This window comes from Caulobacter sp. GW821-FHT11E11, assembly GCF_058808315.1.
This window is the reverse complement of the sequence record NZ_JBXARO010000010.1, coordinates 60,611-80,570: the sequence shown is the minus strand read 5'-3', so window position 1 is coordinate 80,570 and position 19,960 is coordinate 60,611. Positions and strand designations below refer to the sequence as shown.

Below are 19,960 nucleotides of genomic sequence, written 5' to 3'. Positions count from 1 at the left end.
GGTAATGAGTAACTTGCATCAGCAAGTGAGCTCCATGGACCTGCGCCGTCTGAAGCATTTCGAAGCCATCTACCGCCTGCGCAGCTTCGCCCGCGCGGCCGACGAGGTGGGCCTGACCCAGTCGGCCCTCAGCCGCAGCCTCAAGAAGCTGGAGGAGGAACTCGACACCGTCCTCTTCGACCGCAGCACCCACTTCGTGCAGCCCACCGACCATGCCGAGCGGCTGATCCGCCACGCCCAGGACGTGATCGCCGCCATGTTGGTGCTGCGCGACGAGGCCACGACGCTGAAGCGGCCGGTCTCCGGCGTGGTGCGGGTCGGCTCGGGCCCCTACCCCATGCAGCCGCTGATCACCGAGACCATCGCGGTCTTCGCACAGCGGCTACCGGGCGTGCGGGTGACGGTGACGGCCGGCGACGCCGAAACCCTGCTTCAGGGCCTGATCGACCGTGAGTTCGACCTGGTGGTCTGCGACATCAGCAAGTTCGACAGCTCGACCTTCGCCCAGGACATCGGGGTCTGGCGGTTGCCGCCCGAGCCGCTGGCCGTGGTCTGCGCGCCAGACCATCCGGCGGCGACCAGCGAACGGCTGGACACGGCGCTCTATCCCTGGGCCCTGCCGCCGCCCTCGCCCGCCAGCCACGGCCGCTTCGCCAAGCCGATCCAGGCCCGCTTGAAGGCGGGCGCGTTTCCGGACTACCGGCTGGACTCCACCCAGGCCTGCCTGAACCTGGCCCGCTCGGGGGTCTGCATCACCGTGGCGCCGCGGTCCCTGGCGATCGAGGCCTGCGCGGACGGCAAGTTGGCGCATCGCTCGCTGCCAGCGACGTCAGTGACCAATGACGGCGTCCACTATCTCCAGCGGCGGACGCTGAACATCGCGTCCAAGACCTTCATGGATCTGCTGAGGCAGACGGCCAAGGATCTGGCCGTGCGGGACTAGCCCGCCATCGACACCACGGCCTCGACTGCGCGTCGCCAGCGCGAGGCCGAGGCCAGGCGCGTGGCGGCGTCGCCGGTCGGCTCGAAGCTGCGGTCCAGACGCCAGAAGGCGGCGTCATCGGCCTCGGCCATCACCGCCCGCCGCGCCAGCCAGGCCGCACCCAACGCCGTCGCTTCACGGGTCTGGGGACGGTCCACCGGCGCGTCCAGCAGATCGGCCAGGGCTTGCAGCATCCAGTCCGAGGCGCTCATGCCGCCGTCGACACGCAGGCGGTCCAGGTCATGGCCCGCCCCGAGATCGGCGGCCATGGCGTCCAGAAGGTCGCGGGTCTGATGGCAGACGCTCTCCAGCGCCGCGCGGACCAGGTCGTCTGGTCCCGTGGCGCGGGTAAGGCCGAAGATCGCGCCGCGCGCCTCGGGCCGCCAGTCGGGCGCGCCCAGGCCCACGAAGGCCGGCACCATCAGCACCCCGTCATTGGCGGCGCGGCCGGCCATGGCGTCGGCCTGGGCCGCGTCGGGCAGCACCCGCAGGCCGTCGCGCAGCCATTGCAGCGCCGCCCCGGCCACGAAGATCGAGCCCTCCAGCGCATAGGTCCGTCGGCCGTCCAGTTGGTAGGCGACGGTGGTCAGCAGGCGACGCTGGGAGACCACCGGCGCCTCGCCGGTGTTGAGCAGCAGGAAACAGCCGGTGCCGTAGGTGGCCTTGGCCATGCCGGGCGACAGGCAGGCCTGGCCGATCAGCGCCGCCTGCTGGTCTCCGGCCAGACCCCGGATCGGGATGGCGCCGTCGAACCACTCCACCGAGGTCGCCCCGAAGTCGCCGGAGCTGTCGCGGATATCGGGCAGCATGCCACGCGGCACGTCGAACAGCGCCAGCAGGGTCTCGTCCCAGCCGCCGTCATGGATGTTGTAGAGCTGGGTGCGCGAGGCGTTGGTGGCGTCGGTGGCGTGGGTCGCGCCAAGGGTCAGCCGCCACAGCAGGAAGCTGTCGACCGTGCCGCAGGCCAGCTTTCCCGCACGCGCCGCCTCGCGTGCGCCGGGGACGTTGTCCAGAATCCAGGCGATCTTGGCGGCCGAGAAATAGGGGTCGATCAGCAAGCCGGTGCGGGCGGCGATCTCGGGCTCGTGCCCGCCAGCGCGCAGGCGCTCGCAGAGGTCGGCCGTGCGGCGGTCCTGCCAGACGATGGCGTTGTGGATAGGCTTGCCGGTGGCGCGGTCCCAGACCACAACCGTCTCGCGCTGGTTGGTCAGGCCGAGGGCGGCGATGTCGCCGGCGGCCAGGCCCGCTTGAGCGATCGCCTCCTGGCAGACGGTCAGGCTGCTGGTCCAGAGGTCTTCCGGATCATGCTCGACCCAGCCGGGCTGGGGAAAGTGCTGCGGGAACTCGCGCTGGGCGATGGCGACGATCCGCAGGTCGGCGTCGAACACGATGGCCCGCGACGAGGTCGTTCCCTGGTCCAGGACGAGGAAATGCTTGTCCATCTCAGCGCCCGGCCATGAAGGCGTCCAGCGCCGCGCACTGACCAGGATCCAGGTGGAGCCCCAGCTTGCTGCGTCGCCAGACCACGTCGTCGGCCGTGCGGGCCCATTCGACGTCCATCAGATAGCGGACCTCGCGCTCGTAGAGGCCCGCGCCGAAGTTCCGGCCGAGGTCGTCGAGGCTCTCGGCGTCGCCCAGCACGGTCTTCGCGCGCGAGCCATAGGCCCGGGCCAGCCGCCGCGCCGTCTCCGGCGTCAGGAACGGATAGGCCGCCGCGACGTCGGCGACGCAGGCCGCCAGACCGCCCTTATCCAGGTCACCGCCGGGCAGCGGCTGGGTCGCTGTCCAGCGCGGCTGGCGGGCCCAGTCGATGTGGTGGGACAGCTTGTCGATCGCCGCCTCGGCCAAGTGACGGTAGGTGGTGATCTTGCCGCCGAAGACGTGGATGACCGGCGCGGCGCCCTGTTCGGCGTCCAGAGACAGCACGTAGTCGCGGGTGGCTTCCTGGGCGCTGTCGGCGCCGTCGTCCAGCAGCGCCCGCACCCCACCCCAGCGCCAGACGATCTCGTCGTGGGTGATCGGCTGGGCCAGGTACTCGCCGATCGCTTCGAGCAGGTAGTCGACCTCGGCGTCGGTCGCCACGACCTCGGCGGGGCCGGTCGTGTGATCCACATCGGTGGTGCCAACCAGGGTGAAGTCGTCCTGGTACGGGATGGCGAAGATGATGCGACCGTCGCCGTTCTGGAAGATGAAGGCGCGCGGGTCGAGCTTGCGGTTCACGACGATATGCGTGCCGCGCACCAGACGCAGGCGGGCGCCGGCGTGGGTCGCGGTCAGGCCGGCGACCCAGTCCGCCCACGGACCGGCGGCGTTGACCAGCGCGCGGGCCGTGAAGTCCAGCACCTGCCCTGCCCCGTCGACGGCCTGCACATGCCACAGGTCGCCCTCACGCCGGGCCGAGGTCACGCGGGTGCGGGTCAGGATCCGCGCGCCGCGCTCGGCGGCGTCCAGGGCGTTCAGCGCCACGAGGCGGGCGTCGTCGACCTGGCAGTCGGAATATTCGAAGCCGCGCTTGAACTGCGGGTCCAGCACCTTGCCGGCCGGATCCGTCGCGAAGTCCAAGCTCTTGGTCGCCGGCAGGCGCTTGCGTCCGCCGATGTGGTCGTAGAGGAACAGGCCCAGCCGCAGCATCCAGCGCGGCCGCAGCGACCGGTGATGCGGCAGGACGAATCGCAGCGGCTGGATCAGGTGGGGCGCGATCGCCCACAGCCGCTCGCGCTCCTCCAGCGCCTCGCGCACCAGCTTGAACTCGTAGTGCTCCAGGTAGCGCAGGCCACCGTGGATCAGCTTGGTCGAGGCCGAGGACGTGGCGCCGGCCAGGTCCCCCTGCTCGATCAGCGCCACCCGCGCGCCGCGCCCGGCGGCGTCGCGGGCGATGCCGCAGCCATTGACGCCGCCGCCGATGATCAGGAGGTCGAAGGGGGCTTCAAGGCTCATGCGCACTACGCTTCAAGGTCAGAGGTTGGCCAGCCGCAACGTCGGCAGCCACAGGTGGATCCAGGCCAGGGCCAGCAGATAGGCGCAAGACGCCATCAGGAACAGCGGCAGATAACCGACGCCGTTGGTCAGCAGGACTCCCGCCAGCTGCAGCACGGCCATGCCGGACAGGTTGCCGGCGAAGGCGCCCAGGCTGGTGACCGTGCCGACCCGCTGGTTGGGCACGACGTCCGTGATGATCCCGAACACATTGACCGAGAACCCCTGGTGGGCGGCCAGGGTCAGGCCCAGCAAGGCCACGGCGACCCAGGGATTGGGCGCGTGCAGCACCAGGGGCACCGGCGTCACCAGCAGCGCGCAGACCAGCATCACGGTCTTGCGGGCGCGGTTGATCGTCCAGCCGGCGGCCAGCAGGCGGTTGACCACCGCGCCGGTGATCAGCGAGCCGCTGGCGGCGATCAGGTAGATGCAGGCCAGCGGGACCGCGAACTCCTTCATGCTGAGGCCGAAGACCCGGTGGAACAGGTCCGGCGTCCAGAACAGCAGGAACCACCAGACCTGGTCGAACAGGGCCTTGCCGCCCATCACCGCCCAGGTGGCGCGGTCGCGCAGCACGTCGATCCAGCGGACCTTCTCGACCGGCGGGGCCACGGCGGTGTCTGACGTTTCAGGGGTCTCGACCGGACGCGGCTTGAGGGCGTCGGAATTGCCCGCGCCGCTCAGGAACCAGACGGCGACCCAGACCAGGCCCGCGCCGCCGACGATGGCGAAGGTGTTTCGCCACCCCACGGCGGCGGCCAGGAACGGCACGAACAGCGGCGTGACCACCGCGCCCAGATTGCCGGCGGCGTTCAAGAGGCCCAGCGCCAGGGATCGCGACTTGGCGTCGAAGACCGTGGCGATGGTCTTGATGCCCGTCGGCGTGCCCAGCGCCTCGGTCGCCCCCAGCGCCGCCCGGGCGATGGTGAACTGCGCCACCGTGTGGGCCAGGCCATGGGCCATGGCCGCCAGGCTCCAGGAGCCGACAGCCAGCGGGTTGGCGACCTTCAGGCCCACCCGGTCGGTGAACCAGCCGGTGAACATGAAGGCGATGGCGGCCGACAGCTGGAACGTCGCGGCCAGCTGGCCGTAGTCGGCGTCGGTCCAGTGCAGGTCCTCCTGCAGCACGGGCTTGAGGATCGCGATGATCTGCCGGTCGGCATAGTTGAGGATGCTGGCGACGATCAGCAGAGCCAGCAGGAAACGGCGGTCGAGCTTGAAGGTCATCAGAGCGTCCTGAGGTCGCGGAACAGCGCCGCGTCCGCCGCGTCGCCACGATAATAGACGGGCGGTTTGCCCAGCGGCGCGGGAGTGTCGATCGTCTGGCCGCCGGCGAAGACCTGGCCCGACCAGGCGTGAACCCAGTCGGCGCCGGCCGGCAGGTAGACCGGGCGCGCCTTCTTGCCTTCCTCGATCACCGGCGCGACCAGCAGGTCGCGGCCGAACAGGTACTGGGTCTGCTCGGCATAGGTGGCCAGATCGTCCTCGTGGTGCAGGAACAGCGGGCGCTGCAGCGGCAGCCCCTGCCCGCTGGCCTCGTTGCGCAGGCGACGGATGTACGGCGCCAGATGGCGATAGACCTGGGTCATCCGGGCGAAGTGAGCCAGCACCTCGGGATCCTGGTCCAGCTGCAGGTTCTGGTCGGGCCGGTTGCCCTCGTGCGAGCGCATGACGGCGGTGAAGGCAGCCATCTCGCTCCAGCGCATCAGGAGCTCAGCGGTGCGGACATTACCGAACAGGCTGGTGTACCCGCCGATGTCGCTGTGGTGATAGGCGTTGCCCAGCAGGCCCGAGGACAGCGCCGCGCAGATCACCGTGCCGATGCCGTCGTGGCGCGAGAAATCCACCGACTGGTCGCCGGCCCACAGCAGCGGGCAGTAGCGCTGCACGCCGGTGTAGCCCGCGCGCATGAAGAACACGGTGTCATCGGTCTTGCCCCGGCTGGCGATGGCGTCGGCATTGACCTTGGCCCACAGGGGCGGCCAGGCATTGTGCATCAGCATGCCGTCGACGCCATTGGCCAGGCGCACGTCGGTCGGCAGATACTCGCCGAAGTCCGCCATCCAGCCCGACAAACCGAAGTCCAGCATCTGCTCGCCGATCACCGCCTCGGCGAACCACTCGGCCGCCGCCGGATTGGTGAAATCGACCACGCCGCAGTCGAACTCGCCGAAGTCGACGATATAGGGCTCGTCGGCGTCCAGGCGCAGGGCCAGATAGCCGGCCTCCTTGGCCACCGGGTAGAGGTCGCCGTCGACGCAGAGATACGGGTTCACATAGCCCAGGAAGCGGATGCCGCGCTCGGCCAGCTCGCCGATCTTGCGATCCAGGCCAGGATAGCGGGTCTGGTTCCACTTCCAGTTCCAGAACAGCCGCTTGCCGAACGAGGTGATGCGCAGGCCCACCCAGTCCTCGCACCACAGGCCCGAGATCGCGACATCGGCCTTCTCATAGGCCTCCAGCCGCTGGAAGCTCTCGTCGCCCTGCTTGAGGCCCACGATCGCGCCGCCCAGCACCCAATCGGGCAGCGGCGGCTGACGGCCGAAGCGCGTGGAGAGCGCGCCGACCAGGTCGACGAAGCTGTCGGCGGCGAAGATCTCGATGCGTTCGGGGACTTCCCAGACCTCGATCTCGTGGAAGGCGTCATGGCGGAAGTCGAACGCCGCATAGGCCGTGGTCTCGACATGCACCGCCAGGCGACGCGAGGACACATAGGTCGGCTGCGGATAGTTGGTGTGGAAGTAGTCGCCGCCAGCCCCGACCTTGTCGGCCATCCAGGTGATCTGGGTCGACTTGTCCCGGCCGACGCCAGGCTCGGAGGTCCACAGCGGGAACCGGCGGCCGCGCAGGTCGAAATAGGACAGCTGCTCGCCCGCGCCCCAGACGTGTTCGCCGTCCTCGGCGACCAGGCGCAACCACAGGCGGTTGATCGGTTCGGCGCCGGCGTGAAAGAGGACACGGCCGTCGACGAAGACCTCCAGGGCCAGACGTTCGGCCGTCCCGGCCTCGGCGGAGAAGCCGATACGGACGCTGCCCTTACCGGCCTCGACCCTGGCGCCGCGCAGAGCCACACGCTCGCTGACATAGTCGGAGATCGCGAAATTGCCCCGGGCCATCCGAACCTCGGCCTCGCCGAGGCCGACGAACAGGCACGGCGCGTCCTCGGTGTGACGCAGGACGTCACGCCCCGCGGCGCGCAGGACGAAGCCGTTCGTCAGGGGAATATATTCGAGCACCTTGGAAAGCCTCCGCCACGGCGAACCTTGCGGGTCGCGACGTGGGTTCGCGAGTCAAAGAAGGAAGGCGGGTCCGACCGGGGGCAGCCGGGCCCGCAGGGGGAACATCAGTTGAAGTTGTACCGGACGGTCGCGCCGAAATAGCGCTCGCCGTCACGCGGCGTGATCTGGCGCAGGAACGACGTGCCGTTCGGGATGCGGTTGATCACATAGTGCTCGTCGGTGAGGTTCTTGCCGACCAGCGCCAGGCGCAGCTTCTCGTCCTTGCTCACGAACGCGACGCTGGCGTCGATCGTCGTGTAGCCCTTCTGGATCGCATAGGGGTTCTGGTTGATGTCGAAGCCCATCTTGCTCTGGTATTGCGCGCCGACATTGAAATCCAAGTCGAACTTCTGGCCTTCAAGCGGCACGAACCAGGTCGTGTTGACCGACAGCTTGTGCTTCGACGAATACGGCAGCGGCTTGCCGTTGATCGCCAAGGCCGTGCAGGTGCCGGTGGTCGGGCATTTGAACTTGTCGATCTTGGCGTCGACATAGGCGTAGCCGCCGCTGAAACGCAGGTTCCGGATCGGCTCGAACGTGAAGTCCGTCTCGAAGCCCTTGGTCGAGACGGTGCCGGCATTGGTCAGGCGGGTGACCACCGTGGTGCCGATCATGTCCAGATTGTTGGCCTGGAAGTTCTTGTAGGTGGTGTCGAAGGCCGAGACGTTCAGGACCAGGCGGCCATCCAGCAGGCGGCTCTTCAGGCCGATCTCGTAGGCGTCCGACGTCTCCGGAGCGATGCCGAAGTTGTCGATGGCCTGCATGTTGAAGAACACGTTCATGGCCGGGCCCTTGTAGCCCCGGGTGTAGCTGCCATAGGCCATGATGACCGGCGTCAGGTCGTACTGCGCGCCGACCTTGCCGGACCAGCCTTCGGCCTTGGTGCCGCCCGTGCCCGAGAAGGTCGGGTTGACGCCGCTCAGCGCGGCCGCGCCCGAGGTGCGCAGGCGGCGGTGCACGAAGTCGATGGTGTCATGCGTCCAGCGCGCGCCGAAGATGCCGCGCAGGCGGTCGCTGAAGTTCAGCGAGCCCTGGCCGAAGGCGGCGTAGTTCTCGAGCGTGGCCTGGAACTCGCCGATGCCCTGGTTGGACGCATAGGTCGAGGCGCCCTTGGCGCATGGCGTGGCCGTTCCCAGCGCGCCCAGGGTCACCGGGGCCAGGGTCGAGCTGGTGCACGAGGTCACCGTCCGGGTGAAGTAGTTGCTCTCCCAGGTGTGGTAGTAATAGAGGCCCGCCACATATTCGAAGAAGTGGCCGACCGGCGAGGCGATCCGCAGTTCCTGGGTGAACTGGTCGAAGTTCAGGCGGCCATAGTCGTGGCTGCGGATGTCACCCGCCAAGGCGCCCGTGGCGACATAGGTCGGGGCGTCCGAGCGGAAATCACCATCGCGCGCCTGGGCGTTCTTCCAGTTCCGATAGGCGGTGATCGAGGTCAGCTGATACTCGCCGAGCGACCAGTTCACCTGGGCCGAGAAGCCGCTGTTGATGTCCTTGGTCCACGGCGACTGGTCGTTGTCGATGTCCTTGTTGTCGTCGCCCGGCTTCAGCGGCTTCAGCGACGGCGTGAAGACGTTGTCGTTGTAGGCGCTCGAAAATACCGTGCCGATGCTGTCGGCGAAGCCGTTGTCGACGTTGTGCGAGTAGTCGGCGATCAGGTCGACGGTCAGGTCTTCGGTCGGCGTCCAGCGCAGGCGGCCGCGCAGGCCGTTGTGCTCGTAGCCATTGATGTCCTTGCCGTCGAAGACGTTCTTGCCGTTGCCGTCGAAGTGGCTGAAGAAGCCGGCCAGCGAGCCGGCCAAGGTCGAGGACAGCGGACCCGAGATCGAGCCGCGAACGCGGTACTCGTTGCCTTCGTAATAGGCCGCGTCCAGATAGCCGCGCTTCTCCTGACCGGGCGCGCGGGTGATCATGCTGATGACGCCGGCCGAGGCATTCTTGCCAAACAGCGTCCCCTGCGGACCGCGCAGGATCTCGATCCGCTCCAGGTCGAGGAAGTCAGCGGTGGCCTGGCCGCTGCGGGCATAGACCACGCCGTCGACGACGGTCGAGACGGACGGCTCGACGCCCGAGGCGAACGAGATGGTGCCCACGCCGCGAACGGTCAGGGCCGAGTCCTTGTTGGTGTTGCCTTTGCGGAACGTCAGCGACGGCGCGGCCTGGATCAGCTGTTCGGCGGAATTGATATTGGCCCGCTCCATCGCCTCGCCGCTGACGACGCTGATGGCGATCGGAACCTTCTGGACGTTTTCGGACCGCTTCTGGGCGGTGACGATGATCTCCTCGATCACCGGTGCGTCCTGGCTCGTCTGAGCCCAGGCCGACGTGGCTGCAAGCGTACCAAGAGCCAGCGCCATGGCGGCGCCGCTCAACATCGCAACACGATGGGTCTGCGTCTTCATCTCATACCCTCCCTTTGTAATTCCCACCTTGTTGGTGGGTGTTGTTTGCCTCCGAGGAGGCGTTTGGTCCTGCTAGAAAAGCTGGCTCCTCTTGCAGCGCTTCATGCCGAGAGCCTCACGTTCAGGAAGTCGGCGATCTGGTCGCCGACCAGGTTCAGCTGCGCGACCGCCGAGGCGTCGTCGCACGCGCCATCCTCGCCAAAGCGCGAGACCTGGCTGTTGATGGCCGCCGCCAGGGGCGTGGGCCAACCGCGCAGGGCGTGGACGATCGAGCGCAGGGTGGCGATGGTGCTGCCGGTCGCCTGCCAGCCATAGGCCGTCACGACCAGGCCGACGGGCATGCCGCTGAGATAGACGCGCCGGTCGCGCGCGGTTTCTTCCAGCAGGTCCAGGGCGTTCTTGATCACGCCGGAAATGCTGCCGTGATAGCCGGGCGAGGCGATGATCAGGCCATCGGCCCGGCGCACGGTCTCGACGAAGTCCAACTCCTGGGCCGTGCGCTCGACCGCCTTGGGCAGGTACATCGGCAAGGCGCCCAGGAAGTCGCCGCCGAACATCCGGGTCTCGACGCCACGCGCCTCGACCGCCTTCAGCGCGATCGCCAGGGCCCGCTCCGTGGACGAACTGGATCCGGCCACGCCGCCCAGACCGACGACGAGCGGCCGACCCTTGTTGGACTGGGACGCCATGGCTGCTGCTCCCCGCCCTAGACCAGAGGCCCGTGATCGATGTGCGGCAGCACGTGGCGGGCGAACAGGTCCGCCTCGGCCGCATGCGGATAGCCCGACAGGATGAAGGCCTCGATGCCCATGTCGCGGTAGTCGTTCAGCTTGGCCAGCACCTGGTCCGGATCGCCGACGATCGCCGCGCCGCAGCCCGAGCGGGCCCGGCCGACGCCGGTCCACAGGTTGGCCTCGGCATAGCCGTCGTCCTTGGCGCTCTCGCGCAGGGCCGCCTGGGCCGCCACCCCGGCCGAGGCCGAGTCCAGCGACTTGGCGCGGATCGCCGCGCCCTGGTCGGCGTCCAGCTTGCTCAGCAGGCGGTCGGCGGCGGTGCGGGCCTCTGCCTCGCTGTCGCGGACCACGACGTGGGCGCGGTAGCCATAGCGCAGCGTGCGGCCGTACTTGGCGGCGCGGGCCGTCATGTCGGCCATGATCTCGGCCACCACTTCCTTGCGGTCGGGCCACATCAGGAAGACGTCGCAGCCCTTGGCGGCGGCCTCGCGGGCGTCTTCCGACAAGCCGCCGAAATAGAGCAGCGGCGCCTTGCCCGAGACGGTGGTGATGCGCGGCGGATCCAGCTTCAGGTTCCAGAACTCGCCCTGGTGGTCGAGGCTCTCGCCGTTCAGCATGGTCTTGAGGATGCTCATCGCCTCGACGGTGCGGGCGTAGCGTGGGGCCGAGGCCAGCTTCTCGCCCGGCATGTCCGACGAGATGATGTTGACGGTCAGGCGGCCGCCCAGCATCCGGTCGATGGTGGCGATCTGGCGGGCCAGCTGCGGCGGCCACATCTCGCCGATCCGCACGGCCATCAGCAGGCGCATGCGCTTCAGCAGCGGCGCGACGCCGGCGGCGAAGGCGGTGGTGTCGACACCCAGCTCGTAGCCCGACGGCAGCAGGATGTTGTCGAAACCGCCGCTCTCGGCCTGCAGGACGATGTCGCGGCAGTGCTCCCAGCTGGACTTCAGCTTGGGATCGGGAACGCCCAGGAACTCGTAATCGTCATCGCAAAGGGCGGAGAACCAGCTGATTTCGCATGGCGGACGCGTGGTCATGGCAAGTTAGCTCCCATGGAGGCGACGAGGACGCGGTACCAGTCCGCGCGGGTCCAGCGCGGCTTGTACGCATCGGGTATTTCAGCGATGCGGGCCACGGTTTGCGAGCCCACGATCGGGATCGGCCGCGCCGGATGCGCCATGATCCAGCTATAGGCCGCCGCGCAGCGCGAGACACCGGCTGCCTCGGCCACTTCGTCGAGGATGGCGGCGACCGCCCTGCCCCGCTCGTCCTGCGGCGAGGCGATCCGGCCGCCGCCCAGCGGCGACCAGGCCAGGACGGCCATGTCGCGAGCCATGGCCTGGTCCAGCACGCCGTCGAACAGCGGGCCGTAGGCCAAAGGCGAAAACTCCGGCTGGCAAGAGACGATCGGCAGCGACAGGTGGGCGGCCAGGGCCTCGACCTGGGCGGGCGTGTAGTTGGAAACGCCGACCGCGCCGATCTTGCCGGCCTTGTGCGCGGCTTCCAGCGTCCGCGCCACCTGAGCCGGATGGGTCAGCATGTCGGGGCGGTGCACCTGCCATAGCGCCACGTGCTCCACGCCCAGGCGGGTCAGCGAGGCGTCGATCGCGCGCTCCAGATAGGCCGGGCTGGAGTCATAGGGTACGCCCGGAATGATGCCGCCCTTGGTGGCGATCACCATGCGCTGGGCCAGGTCCGGCGCGGCGGCCAGCACGCGGCCCAGCAGGGCTTCGGACGCGCCAAACGCCTCGCCATTGTCAGGCCCGTAGATGTCGGCGGTGTCGAATAGCGTCACGCCCGCGTCCAGCGCCGCCGCGACCAGATCCCGGGCGGCGCCGACGTCATCACCGCGGAAACGCCACATGCCCCAGGCGACCGAGGAAACCTCGGGACCATCGGCATGAAGGCGGTGCGTCGAAGGGGGCGTGTCGAGGTATGTCATCGTTGTCATATTACGCACGTTTGAATGTCTGGCAACGGTGGTTTTTCAACGATCGAAGCATGCGCTCAGGAACGGCATTTTCACATAAACCCACATATCATGCTGAAATACCTCAAATATCGCCCCATTTTTCCGGCACGACGAAAATCGAGGATGCTTGCTCATGTCTGCCAATATGATAACGGTGTCAGAACAAGATCGAGCGCTTTTCGGCGGATTTCGACGTATTTGGGGAGAATAATGGCTCGCTTCTCGACATACGCGCCCGGATTGGCGCTCGCAGGGCTCGCAACTCTGGCGGCAGCCTATGTGTCCGACCACTATGGCGCGCCACTGACCCTGATGTGCCTGCTGTTCGGCCTGTCGATGAACTTCCTGAGCGTTGATTCCCGGCTAGAGCCCGGCCTGACCGTCGCCTCGCGCACGCTGCTGCGCTGGGGAATCGTCCTGGTCGCCGCCCGCGTCACCTTCGGCCAGATGGCTCAGCTCGGCCCGCAGGCCCTGGCGGCCATAGTCGTCATCGTCGCCCTGACCTTGGGCTGCGGCGTCATCGCCGCGCGCCGCCTGGGCTTCTCCCCGGCCTTCGGCGCGCTGTGCGGCGGCGCCGTGGCGATCTGCGGCGCGTCGGCGGCCATGGCCTTCGCCAGCCTGCTGGGCGAGAAGCGGATCGCTCAGGCCCAGCTGACTTTGGTCCTGGTCGGCATCTCGGCCTGCAGCGCCGTGACCATGGCGCTCTACCCCGCCCTCGCCCACCACCTGCACTTCAGCGACCTGCGCGCGGGCTTCATGCTGGGCGCGTCGATCCACGACGTGGCCCAGGCCTTGGGGGCAGGCTACAGCTTCTCGCCCGCCGCCGGCGAGACAGCCGCCATCGTCAAGCTGACCCGCGTGGCCCTGCTAGCGCCGGCCATGGCCGTGGTCGCCCTGTTCATCCCCAAGGATCCGGACGCCAAGATCTCAACGCCGGTCCTGCCCTGGTTCGTGATCGGCTTCTTCGGCGTGGCCGCCATCAATTCGTTCGGCCTGATCCCGCATGCCGCGGCGGACGCCGCCGGTAAGGGCGCGACCGCCCTGCTGGCCTGCGCGGTGACGGCCACTGGCATCCGCTCGAACATGCAGTCCCTGACCCAGACCGGCTGGCGGCCGCTCGTGGCGATCTTGATCGCCTCAGCCCTGGCCCTGGTGCTGAGCGTCGCGGCGGCGACCTTCGTCATCCACGCCTAGCTGGACGCCTTGCTCGGCGGGGCGGTCGAGCCGCGCAGCACCAGCTCGTGCGCCAGGCGGCGGTTGACCGGCCCCTCAACGCCTTCGAACAGCAGACTGGCGGCCGCGTGAGCCAGTTGCCGGGTCGGCTGGCGCACCGTGGTCAAGGGCGGCCACAGCTGGCTGGCCAGCGCCGTATCGTCGAAGCCCGCCACGGAAAGCTCGCCCGGCAAGGCGATCCCGCGCCGATGCGCCACCGTCAGCACGCCCGCGGCCATGTCGTCATTGCTGGCGAAGATCGCGGTCGGCGGAATGGGCAGGTCCAGCATCGCGTCAGCCGCCGCCTCCCCCGAGGCGAAGTCGAAGTAGCCCTGGCGGACATAACGCGGCTCGAACGGCAGGCCCGCGCGATCCAGTGCTCGGCGATAGCCGAACAGCCGCAGGTCGCTGGCGGTGTGGTTGACGTGGCCGATGATGAACCCGATCCGCCGGTGGCCCAGCGTGATCAGGTGGCTGGTCATGTCGTCGGCCGCCTGGACGTCGTCCATCGACACCGAAGGGCTGCGGCCATGATCGGTGCCCGGCGAGATCCGCACATAGGGCACGCCGCGGCGGTCCAGTTCCTCCAGCGCTGCGACATTGTCGGTCACCGGCGAGGACAGGATCACGCCGTCGACCTGGGTCTGGTCGATCAGTCCCCCGATCTCGGCGGCCAGGTTGGGCGAGGCCGCATCGCTGGGCTGGGCCAGAAGCCGGACCCCCTCCTCGATGCAACGCTCCCAGATGCCGGTCTGGATCTGGTGGATGTAGTGCGGGCTGTGGTTGTCGTAGATCAGAGCGATCTGGTGACTGCGCTTGCCCGCCAGCATGCGCGCCGCGGCGCTGGGCTGGAAACTCAGCGCCTCGATCGCTTCCTCGACGCGCTGGCGCACCTCGTCGGAAACGTACTTCTCGCGATTGAGCACGCGCGACACGGTCTTGGTCGAAACACCCGCGCGGGCGGAAACGTCCTTGATCGTCGCACGCATAGTCGGGATTCGCCTGGCATCGCGGATAGGATCCCATTGCTATCCATTGCCGCGACCGCCTTCAATGTTTTCAACTCGCGGGGAATTCTGCCCGCGAAGCTGCAACCCGCCTGCCTGCCCCACCAGACGCTTCGCTTACGGCTGGCTGTCACAAACGGCTGATAGCAAGCTGGGCTCATGACTCTGGCCACTCACGAGCGGGCGATCTGGCTGGCGCGCAACGCGCTGCCGCACGAGCCTGCGCTGCGCGCGTGGCTGTCCCGCCGTCCGCTCGCCGGGCTGGAAGTCGACGACATCGTCCAGGAGACCTACGCGATCCTCGCCGCCCTCGAACGGGTGGATCACATCCTCAACGGGCGCACCTACATGTTCGAGGTCGCCAAGTCGGTGGTGATGCGCTCGCTACGTCGCAGCCGCATCGTCGCCTTTGAGGCGCTCGCCGAAGCCGAGGGCATGGAACCGCCCAGCGACGAGCCCTCGCCCGAGACCGTGGCCGCCGACCGCCAGGAACTGAGCCGCATCGCCGCCCTGATCGCCGGCCTGCCAGCCAAGTGCCGCGAGGCCTTCACCCTGCGCAAGGTGCACGGCCTGTCGCAGCGCGAGGTCGCCCAGCGCATGGGCGTTTCCGAGAACACGGTCGAGAAGCACGTCGGAAAAGGCATCGGTGTGCTGATGAATGCATTGGGGCGTGGCGGAAACGGACGCTTCCAGGCATCTAAGGACCGTATCGACCAGGACCCCCGTACCCAGGACCAGAGTAAACTTGACCACGATCCGAGACAGCAGCGCCGACATTGACGCCGCCGCGGCCGCCTGGGCCGCGCGCGTCGATCGGGGGCCGCTGTCGGACGCAGACCAGGCCGCCCTCGAGGCCTGGGCCGCGCAGGATCCGCGCCGGGCCGGCGCCTATGCCAAGGCCCTGGCCGTCAGTGTCCATCTGGATCGCGCCCAGGGTCTGGGCGCCGACTTCGCGCCCGCCGCCCATCCCACCGCCAAAGCCGCCGACCGTCGCCGCCTGCTGGCGACCGGCGGCCTGCTGGCCGCAGCCTCGGTGGTCGGGGCCGTGAGCTATGGCGCGCTCAGTCTCAAGGGCAGAGTGACGACCGCCAAGGGCGACATCCGCCGCGCGCCGCTGGCCGACGGCTCGGCCGTGACTCTCAATACCGACACCACGATCCGCGCGGCCTTCGACGGCAAGATGCGGCGGGTCGACCTGTTGCGCGGCGAGGCCCTGTTCGACGTCGCCAAGGACCCCGCCCGGCCCTTCGTCGTCGTGGCCGGCGACGTCCGCGTGCGAGCGGTCGGCACCAGCTTTACGGTCCGCACCCACGCCGACGGCCAGGTCGGCGTCATCGTCCGCGAAGGCGTGGTCGACGTCTGGCGCGGCGCCGAAGGCAAGCCGGTGCGCCTGGCCGCCGAGCACGCCGTGCAGGTGGCCAGCGCCGGCGCCCTTACGCCCACGATCGTCGGCTCGGCCGCCGTCGACCGGGCCATGGCCTGGCGGCAGGGCCAGATCGACCTGGACGGCCTGACCCTGGGCCAGGCCGCCGACGAGTTCGCCCGCTATTCCGACCGCCGGATCGTCATCGACGACCCCACGGTCGCGAAGCTGAAGATGACCGGCCTGTTCTCGGCCAGCGACCCCGACGGCTTCGCCAAGGCCGCCGCGCTCAGCCTGGGCCTGACCGCCACCCCGCAGGCCGACGGCGTCCTCCTGAGCCGCGGCTGAAACTTTTTTCGAGGACAGCATGGCGGGAGTTTCGACATCGAGGCTCCACCCCGATGAGGCCGGCGCGGGACCGGCGGATTTCGGGGCGACACCATCATGATGCGAAAGCAAACCCTGGCCGGCGGCGCGGCCGCCCTGGCCCTCCTGGCCTGCGCCGTTCCGGCGATGGCCCAGCAGCGCACCTTCGACGTGCCCGCCCAGAGCGCGGCCTCGGCCATCTCGACCTTCGCCCGCCAGGCCGGCCTGCAGGTCGTGGCCCCGGCCGACGGGCTGGAAGGCGTCCGCACCCCAGCCCTGAAAGGCCCGATGGACGCCCGCACCGCGCTGCGCAAGCTGATCGAGGGGACGGGCCTGGAGATCGTCTCCGACAGCAACGGCGTCATCGTCCTGCGGCGAGTGCCGACACCGACCGCCACGGCCGTCGAGGCCGAGCCGACCGCGCTGGACACCATCATCGTCACCGCCCAGAAGCGCGAGGAAGCCGCCCAGGGCGTGCCGATCTCGCTGACCGCCTTTTCCAGTCGCGCGGTCGAGACCTATCGCCTGGAGAGCCTGCGCGACATCTCGCGCCTGACGCCGGGCCTGCTGGTCTCGGCGTTCAGCCAGTCCAGCCCGACCATCGCCGTGCGCGGCGCGACCAACACCTTCACCCAGATCGGCGCCAACAAGCCGGTGGCCGTGGTCATCGACGACCTGTTCATCCCCCGCAACAGCGCCGCGACCTTCGAGCTCTATGGCTTGAACTCGGTGCAGGTGCTCAAAGGCCCGCAAGGCACCCTGTTTGGCCGCAACGTCACCGGCGGCGCCATCGTGCTCGACACCGGTAAGCCGGCTTTCGGCGACACGGCGGGCTCGGTGCGGGTCGGCGCGGGCGACTACGGCCTGCGCCAGGTCGACGGTCGCGTGGACATCCCCGTCGGCGACACCCTCGCCTTTCGCCTGGCCGGCTCGCTCAAGCAGCACGACGGCTACGGCAAGGACCGCCTGACCGGCCGCGAACAGGACGACCTGGACAGCCGCAGCCTGCGCGCCCAGGCCCGGATCCAGGCCAACAACGCCATCGAGGTGCTGCTGGGCGCCGACTATGGCGAGGACCACAACGGCGGCCGCACCCTGTCGTCCAAGGCCGCCGGCTCGGACGGCGACCGCCGCACCTCGGAGCTGGGCTACAACCAGGGCTTCGCCCGCAATCAATGGGGCGCCTCGAGCCGGATCTACTGGAACGCCCCGGCCGGCCAGGTCACCGCCGTCACCGGCTATCGCTGGTCGCAGTCGGGAGAGGACTATTCGGGCACCGGCGCCAGCTACCGCTTTCTGATCGGGACCAACACCCAATCGGTAAATCGCGATGTCGACGACGTCGGCCTGTTCTCGCAGGAGGTTCGCTGGGCCAGCCCGAAGTGGTCGCGCGGCGACCTGGTGGCCGGTGCCTATTTCGCGGACGAGGACGCCAAGCGCCAGCTGCGCACCCGTAGCCTGGCCGCCGTCACGGGCGTGGCTTCCTCCGACGTCCTGACCGACCAGGCCGTAAAGACCAAGAGCTATGCCGCCTTCGTCGACGGCACGCTGCACCTGCCGGCCGCCTTCGACCTGACCCTGGGCGCGCGCTACACCCACGACGAGAAGACCGCCTCGCTGTTGCGCACCGACTTCATCCGCCCAGCCACCGGCAGCTTCACCGCCCGCGACCTGAAGGCCGACTGGAGCGAGGTCACGCCCCGCGCCGTCCTGTCGTGGACGCCGCGCGAGAATTTCAAGGTCTATGGCAGCGTCACGCGCGGCTACACCGCCGGCGGTTTCAACACCGACGCGGCCGTCATCACCGCCCTGGCCCAGCCGTTCGATCCCGAGACCGTCACCAACTACGAGCTGGGCGTGAAGTCCCAGTGGCTGGCCGACACTCTGCGGATCAACGCCTCGGTCTTCCACATGGACTACAAGGACAAGCAGGAGCTGTTCTTCAACAACGTCACCCGGGTGCTGACCATCACCAACGCCGGCCAGGCCACGGTCGAGGGGGCCGAGGTCGAGGTGGCGTGGCGCCCCCTGCCCTGGCTGAACCTCAGCGCCAACTACGGCCTGCTCGACACTGTCTACGACGACTTCGTCATTCCCGGCGGCGCTGTGAACACCGGCAATCCGCTGGGATCGTCGCCGCGTAATAAGGGGTCATTGGCCGCCGACGTCCGCATCCCGCTGAGCGGCAAGGGCTATGTCACCGGCGCGATCAGCTGGGCCTATACCGACAGCTATTACACCGGCGCGACCAAGGACCCGAACCTGCACATCGACAGCTACGCCCTGACCAACCTGTCGCTGGGCTACGAGAGCCAGGACGGCCGCTGGATGCTGACGGCCTGGGCCAAGAACCTGGGCGATGTCGACTTCCTGCTGACCCCGTCCACGCAAGGCGTGCTGGCCGAGTATCTGGGCGAGCCGCGCACGGTCGGCGTCATGCTGTCGGCCAAGTTCTGATGGCGACGGTCGTGACCCGGCGCGGCCTGCTGCTCGGCGCCGCAGCGCTGGGCGCGGCCGCCCCGCTTCCCGCTAACGAAGACGTCGTCGGCCAGCCGCTGCGCCCCTGGCGGCGCGGCGGCCTGGATATCCACCACATCGCCACCGGCAAGGGCGACTCCACGCTGATTATCGGGCCGGACGGGTCCAGCCTGATGATCGACGCCGGCGCCTCGACAACGCCGCCGCCGGCCAGCCTGGACGCTCGTCCCAGCGCCGAGCGTCGCCCCGGCGAGTGGATCGGTCGTTATGGCCGCCGGCATCTGGCCGCGACAGGTGCGCCGAAGCTGGACACCTTCCTAGTCAGCCACCTGCATCCCGACCACATCGACGGCCTCTACGACGTCGCTAAGGCCCTGCCGATCGGCAAGCTGGTCGACCGCGACTATCCCGACTACGTCTTCCCCAAGCCGTCGGACGCGCCGTTCTTGAAGGCCTATGTCGCCTTCGCCCGCGAGCGCGTCCGCAGCGGTGGACGGGTTGAGCGCTTCCGGGTCGGCGCCGCCAACCAATTGGCCCTGCCCGGCGCAGAGATCCGAAACCTGGCCGCCAACGGCGAGGTCTGGACCGGGCGCGGCGCCGAGACCCGTCGCCTTTTCCCGCCGATCGACACCCTGCCCAAGGACGACATCCCCGACGAGAACGCCTGCTCGGCCGCTATCCACCTGCGCTACGGCGCGTTCGGCTATTTCGCGGCCGGCGACCTGACCAGCAACAGCTTCGACGGAACCCTGCCCTGGCGCGATGTCGAAACGCCCGCCGCCCAGGCCGCCGGCCCGGTCGACGTCGCCGTCGCCGCCCACCACGGCATGTTCGACGCCACCGGCGCGGATGTGGCGCGAGCGCTGAGGCCCCGCGCCTGGATCATCCCCGGCTGGCACGTCGCGCACCCCAGCACCGACGCCCTGGAGCGGATGCTCAGCCAGCGCCTCTACCCCGGCCCCCGCGACGTCTTCGCCACCGGCCTCTCGCCCGCCAATGAACTGGCCCACAAGTGGCTGACCGATCGCCTGGCCGCGCGCGGCGGCCACGTCATCGTCCGGGTCGCGCCGGGCGGCGGCAGCTGGCGGGTGGTCGTCACCGACAACCGCGACGAGGACGATCGCGTACTGGCGACCTGGGGTCCCTGGCCGGCTTAAGGCCAAGCTCGTTCAGGCGCGCTTCATGTTGGA

General features: G+C 68.9%; 15 protein-coding genes. 6 read left to right on the top strand and 9 right to left on the bottom strand.

Going from position 1 to position 19,960, the window contains the following annotated elements; genetic code table 11:
* Positions 1-34: 34 nt before the first annotated feature.
* The gene (locus AC1RR5_RS22985; RefSeq protein ID WP_492925411.1) at positions 35-943 is read left to right on the top strand and encodes a LysR family transcriptional regulator; all 909 of its coding nucleotides are present in this window, start codon (positions 35-37) and stop codon (positions 941-943) included.
* Here AC1RR5_RS22985 and glpK read toward each other — a convergent pair.
* From glpK to AC1RR5_RS22945, 8 genes are all read right to left on the bottom strand, one after another.
* Positions 940-2,424, bottom strand: a complete 1,485-nt coding sequence (glpK, locus tag AC1RR5_RS22980) for a glycerol kinase GlpK (RefSeq protein ID WP_492925409.1) — start codon at positions 2,422-2,424, stop codon at positions 940-942. The two genes, AC1RR5_RS22985 and glpK, sit on opposite strands and share 4 nt — an antisense overlap.
* A 1-nt stretch (position 2,425) precedes the next feature.
* The gene (glpD, locus tag AC1RR5_RS22975) at positions 2,426-3,919 is read right to left on the bottom strand and encodes a glycerol-3-phosphate dehydrogenase (RefSeq protein WP_492925407.1); all 1,494 of its coding nucleotides are present in this window, start codon (positions 3,917-3,919) and stop codon (positions 2,426-2,428) included.
* Positions 3,920-3,937: 18 nt separating this feature from the next.
* Positions 3,938-5,185, bottom strand: a complete 1,248-nt coding sequence (locus tag AC1RR5_RS22970; protein ID WP_492925405.1) for an MFS transporter — start codon at positions 5,183-5,185, stop codon at positions 3,938-3,940.
* The gene (locus AC1RR5_RS22965; protein WP_492925403.1) at positions 5,185-7,194 is read right to left on the bottom strand and encodes an alpha-glucosidase; all 2,010 of its coding nucleotides are present in this window, start codon (positions 7,192-7,194) and stop codon (positions 5,185-5,187) included. The genes AC1RR5_RS22970 and AC1RR5_RS22965 overlap by 1 nt, the downstream gene beginning before the upstream one ends.
* 107 nt (positions 7,195-7,301) lie before the next feature.
* Positions 7,302-9,635 carry a TonB-dependent receptor gene (locus AC1RR5_RS22960; RefSeq protein WP_492925401.1) on the bottom strand — a complete coding sequence of 778 codons (2,334 nt, stop codon included), beginning with the start codon at positions 9,633-9,635 and terminating at the stop codon, positions 7,302-7,304.
* A gap of 101 nt (positions 9,636-9,736) precedes the next feature.
* Positions 9,737-10,324, bottom strand: coding sequence for an NADPH-dependent FMN reductase (locus AC1RR5_RS22955; RefSeq protein ID WP_492925399.1), 588 nt, complete (start codon positions 10,322-10,324; stop codon positions 9,737-9,739).
* Positions 10,325-10,341: 17 nt separating this feature from the next.
* A complete protein-coding gene (locus tag AC1RR5_RS22950; protein WP_492925397.1) occupies positions 10,342-11,409 on the bottom strand; it encodes an LLM class flavin-dependent oxidoreductase in 1,068 nt (355 codons plus the stop codon).
* On the bottom strand, positions 11,406-12,314 hold the full coding sequence (locus AC1RR5_RS22945) for an aldo/keto reductase (protein WP_492925395.1): 909 nt from the start codon (positions 12,312-12,314) through the stop codon (positions 11,406-11,408). The genes AC1RR5_RS22950 and AC1RR5_RS22945 overlap by 4 nt, the downstream gene beginning before the upstream one ends.
* A 24-nt stretch (positions 12,315-12,338) precedes the next feature.
* Here AC1RR5_RS22945 and AC1RR5_RS22940 point away from each other — a divergent pair, with 24 nt between their 5' ends.
* A complete protein-coding gene (locus AC1RR5_RS22940) occupies positions 12,339-13,538 on the top strand; it encodes a YeiH family protein (RefSeq protein WP_492925393.1) in 1,200 nt (399 codons plus the stop codon).
* Here the strand turns inward: AC1RR5_RS22940 and AC1RR5_RS22935 are convergent.
* Positions 13,535-14,545 (bottom strand): LacI family DNA-binding transcriptional regulator, encoded by a 1,011-nt coding sequence (locus AC1RR5_RS22935; protein WP_492925391.1) that lies wholly within the window; start codon positions 14,543-14,545, stop codon positions 13,535-13,537. The two genes, AC1RR5_RS22940 and AC1RR5_RS22935, sit on opposite strands and share 4 nt — an antisense overlap.
* A 177-nt stretch (positions 14,546-14,722) precedes the next feature.
* On the opposite strand from AC1RR5_RS22935, the gene AC1RR5_RS22930 reads away from it, so the two are divergent.
* The 4 genes from AC1RR5_RS22930 to AC1RR5_RS22915 all read left to right on the top strand — a co-directional run bounded on the left by AC1RR5_RS22930 (position 14,723) and on the right by AC1RR5_RS22915 (position 19,927).
* The gene (locus tag AC1RR5_RS22930) at positions 14,723-15,343 is read left to right on the top strand and encodes an RNA polymerase sigma factor (protein WP_492925389.1); all 621 of its coding nucleotides are present in this window, start codon (positions 14,723-14,725) and stop codon (positions 15,341-15,343) included.
* On the top strand, positions 15,309-16,274 hold the full coding sequence (locus tag AC1RR5_RS22925; protein WP_492925387.1) for a FecR family protein: 966 nt from the start codon (positions 15,309-15,311) through the stop codon (positions 16,272-16,274). The genes AC1RR5_RS22930 and AC1RR5_RS22925 overlap by 35 nt, the downstream gene beginning before the upstream one ends.
* 96 nt (positions 16,275-16,370) lie before the next feature.
* The gene (locus AC1RR5_RS22920) at positions 16,371-18,749 is read left to right on the top strand and encodes a TonB-dependent receptor (protein WP_492925385.1); all 2,379 of its coding nucleotides are present in this window, start codon (positions 16,371-16,373) and stop codon (positions 18,747-18,749) included.
* The gene (locus tag AC1RR5_RS22915) at positions 18,749-19,927 is read left to right on the top strand and encodes a ComEC/Rec2 family competence protein (RefSeq protein WP_492925383.1); all 1,179 of its coding nucleotides are present in this window, start codon (positions 18,749-18,751) and stop codon (positions 19,925-19,927) included. Before AC1RR5_RS22920 ends, AC1RR5_RS22915 begins: the two co-directional genes overlap by 1 nt.
* Positions 19,928-19,960 lie beyond the last annotated feature (33 nt).

Bases quoted from the DNA above. Each gene is read 5' to 3' on its own strand.
- AC1RR5_RS22970 (WP_492925405.1), bottom strand. From the start codon at position 5,185: ATGACCTTCAAGCTCGACCGCCGTTTCCTGCTGGCTCTGCTGATCGTC.
- AC1RR5_RS22915 (WP_492925383.1), top strand. From the start codon at position 18,749: ATGGCGACGGTCGTGACCCGGCGCGGCCTGCTGCTCGGCGCCGCAGCG.
- AC1RR5_RS22960 (WP_492925401.1), bottom strand. From the start codon at position 9,635: ATGAAGACGCAGACCCATCGTGTTGCGATGTTGAGCGGCGCCGCCATG.
- AC1RR5_RS22985 (WP_492925411.1), top strand. From the start codon at position 35: ATGGACCTGCGCCGTCTGAAGCATTTCGAAGCCATCTACCGCCTGCGC.
- AC1RR5_RS22955 (WP_492925399.1), bottom strand. From the start codon at position 10,324: ATGGCGTCCCAGTCCAACAAGGGTCGGCCGCTCGTCGTCGGTCTGGGC.
- AC1RR5_RS22950 (WP_492925397.1), bottom strand. From the start codon at position 11,409: ATGACCACGCGTCCGCCATGCGAAATCAGCTGGTTCTCCGCCCTTTGC.
- glpK (WP_492925409.1), bottom strand. From the start codon at position 2,424: ATGGACAAGCATTTCCTCGTCCTGGACCAGGGAACGACCTCGTCGCGG.
- AC1RR5_RS22945 (WP_492925395.1), bottom strand. From the start codon at position 12,314: ATGACATACCTCGACACGCCCCCTTCGACGCACCGCCTTCATGCCGAT.
- AC1RR5_RS22940 (WP_492925393.1), top strand. From the start codon at position 12,339: ATGTCTGGCAACGGTGGTTTTTCAACGATCGAAGCATGCGCTCAGGAA.
- AC1RR5_RS22935 (WP_492925391.1), bottom strand. From the start codon at position 14,545: ATGCGTGCGACGATCAAGGACGTTTCCGCCCGCGCGGGTGTTTCGACC.
- AC1RR5_RS22930 (WP_492925389.1), top strand. From the start codon at position 14,723: ATGACTCTGGCCACTCACGAGCGGGCGATCTGGCTGGCGCGCAACGCG.
- AC1RR5_RS22920 (WP_492925385.1), top strand. From the start codon at position 16,371: ATGATGCGAAAGCAAACCCTGGCCGGCGGCGCGGCCGCCCTGGCCCTC.
- glpD (WP_492925407.1), bottom strand. From the start codon at position 3,919: ATGAGCCTTGAAGCCCCCTTCGACCTCCTGATCATCGGCGGCGGCGTC.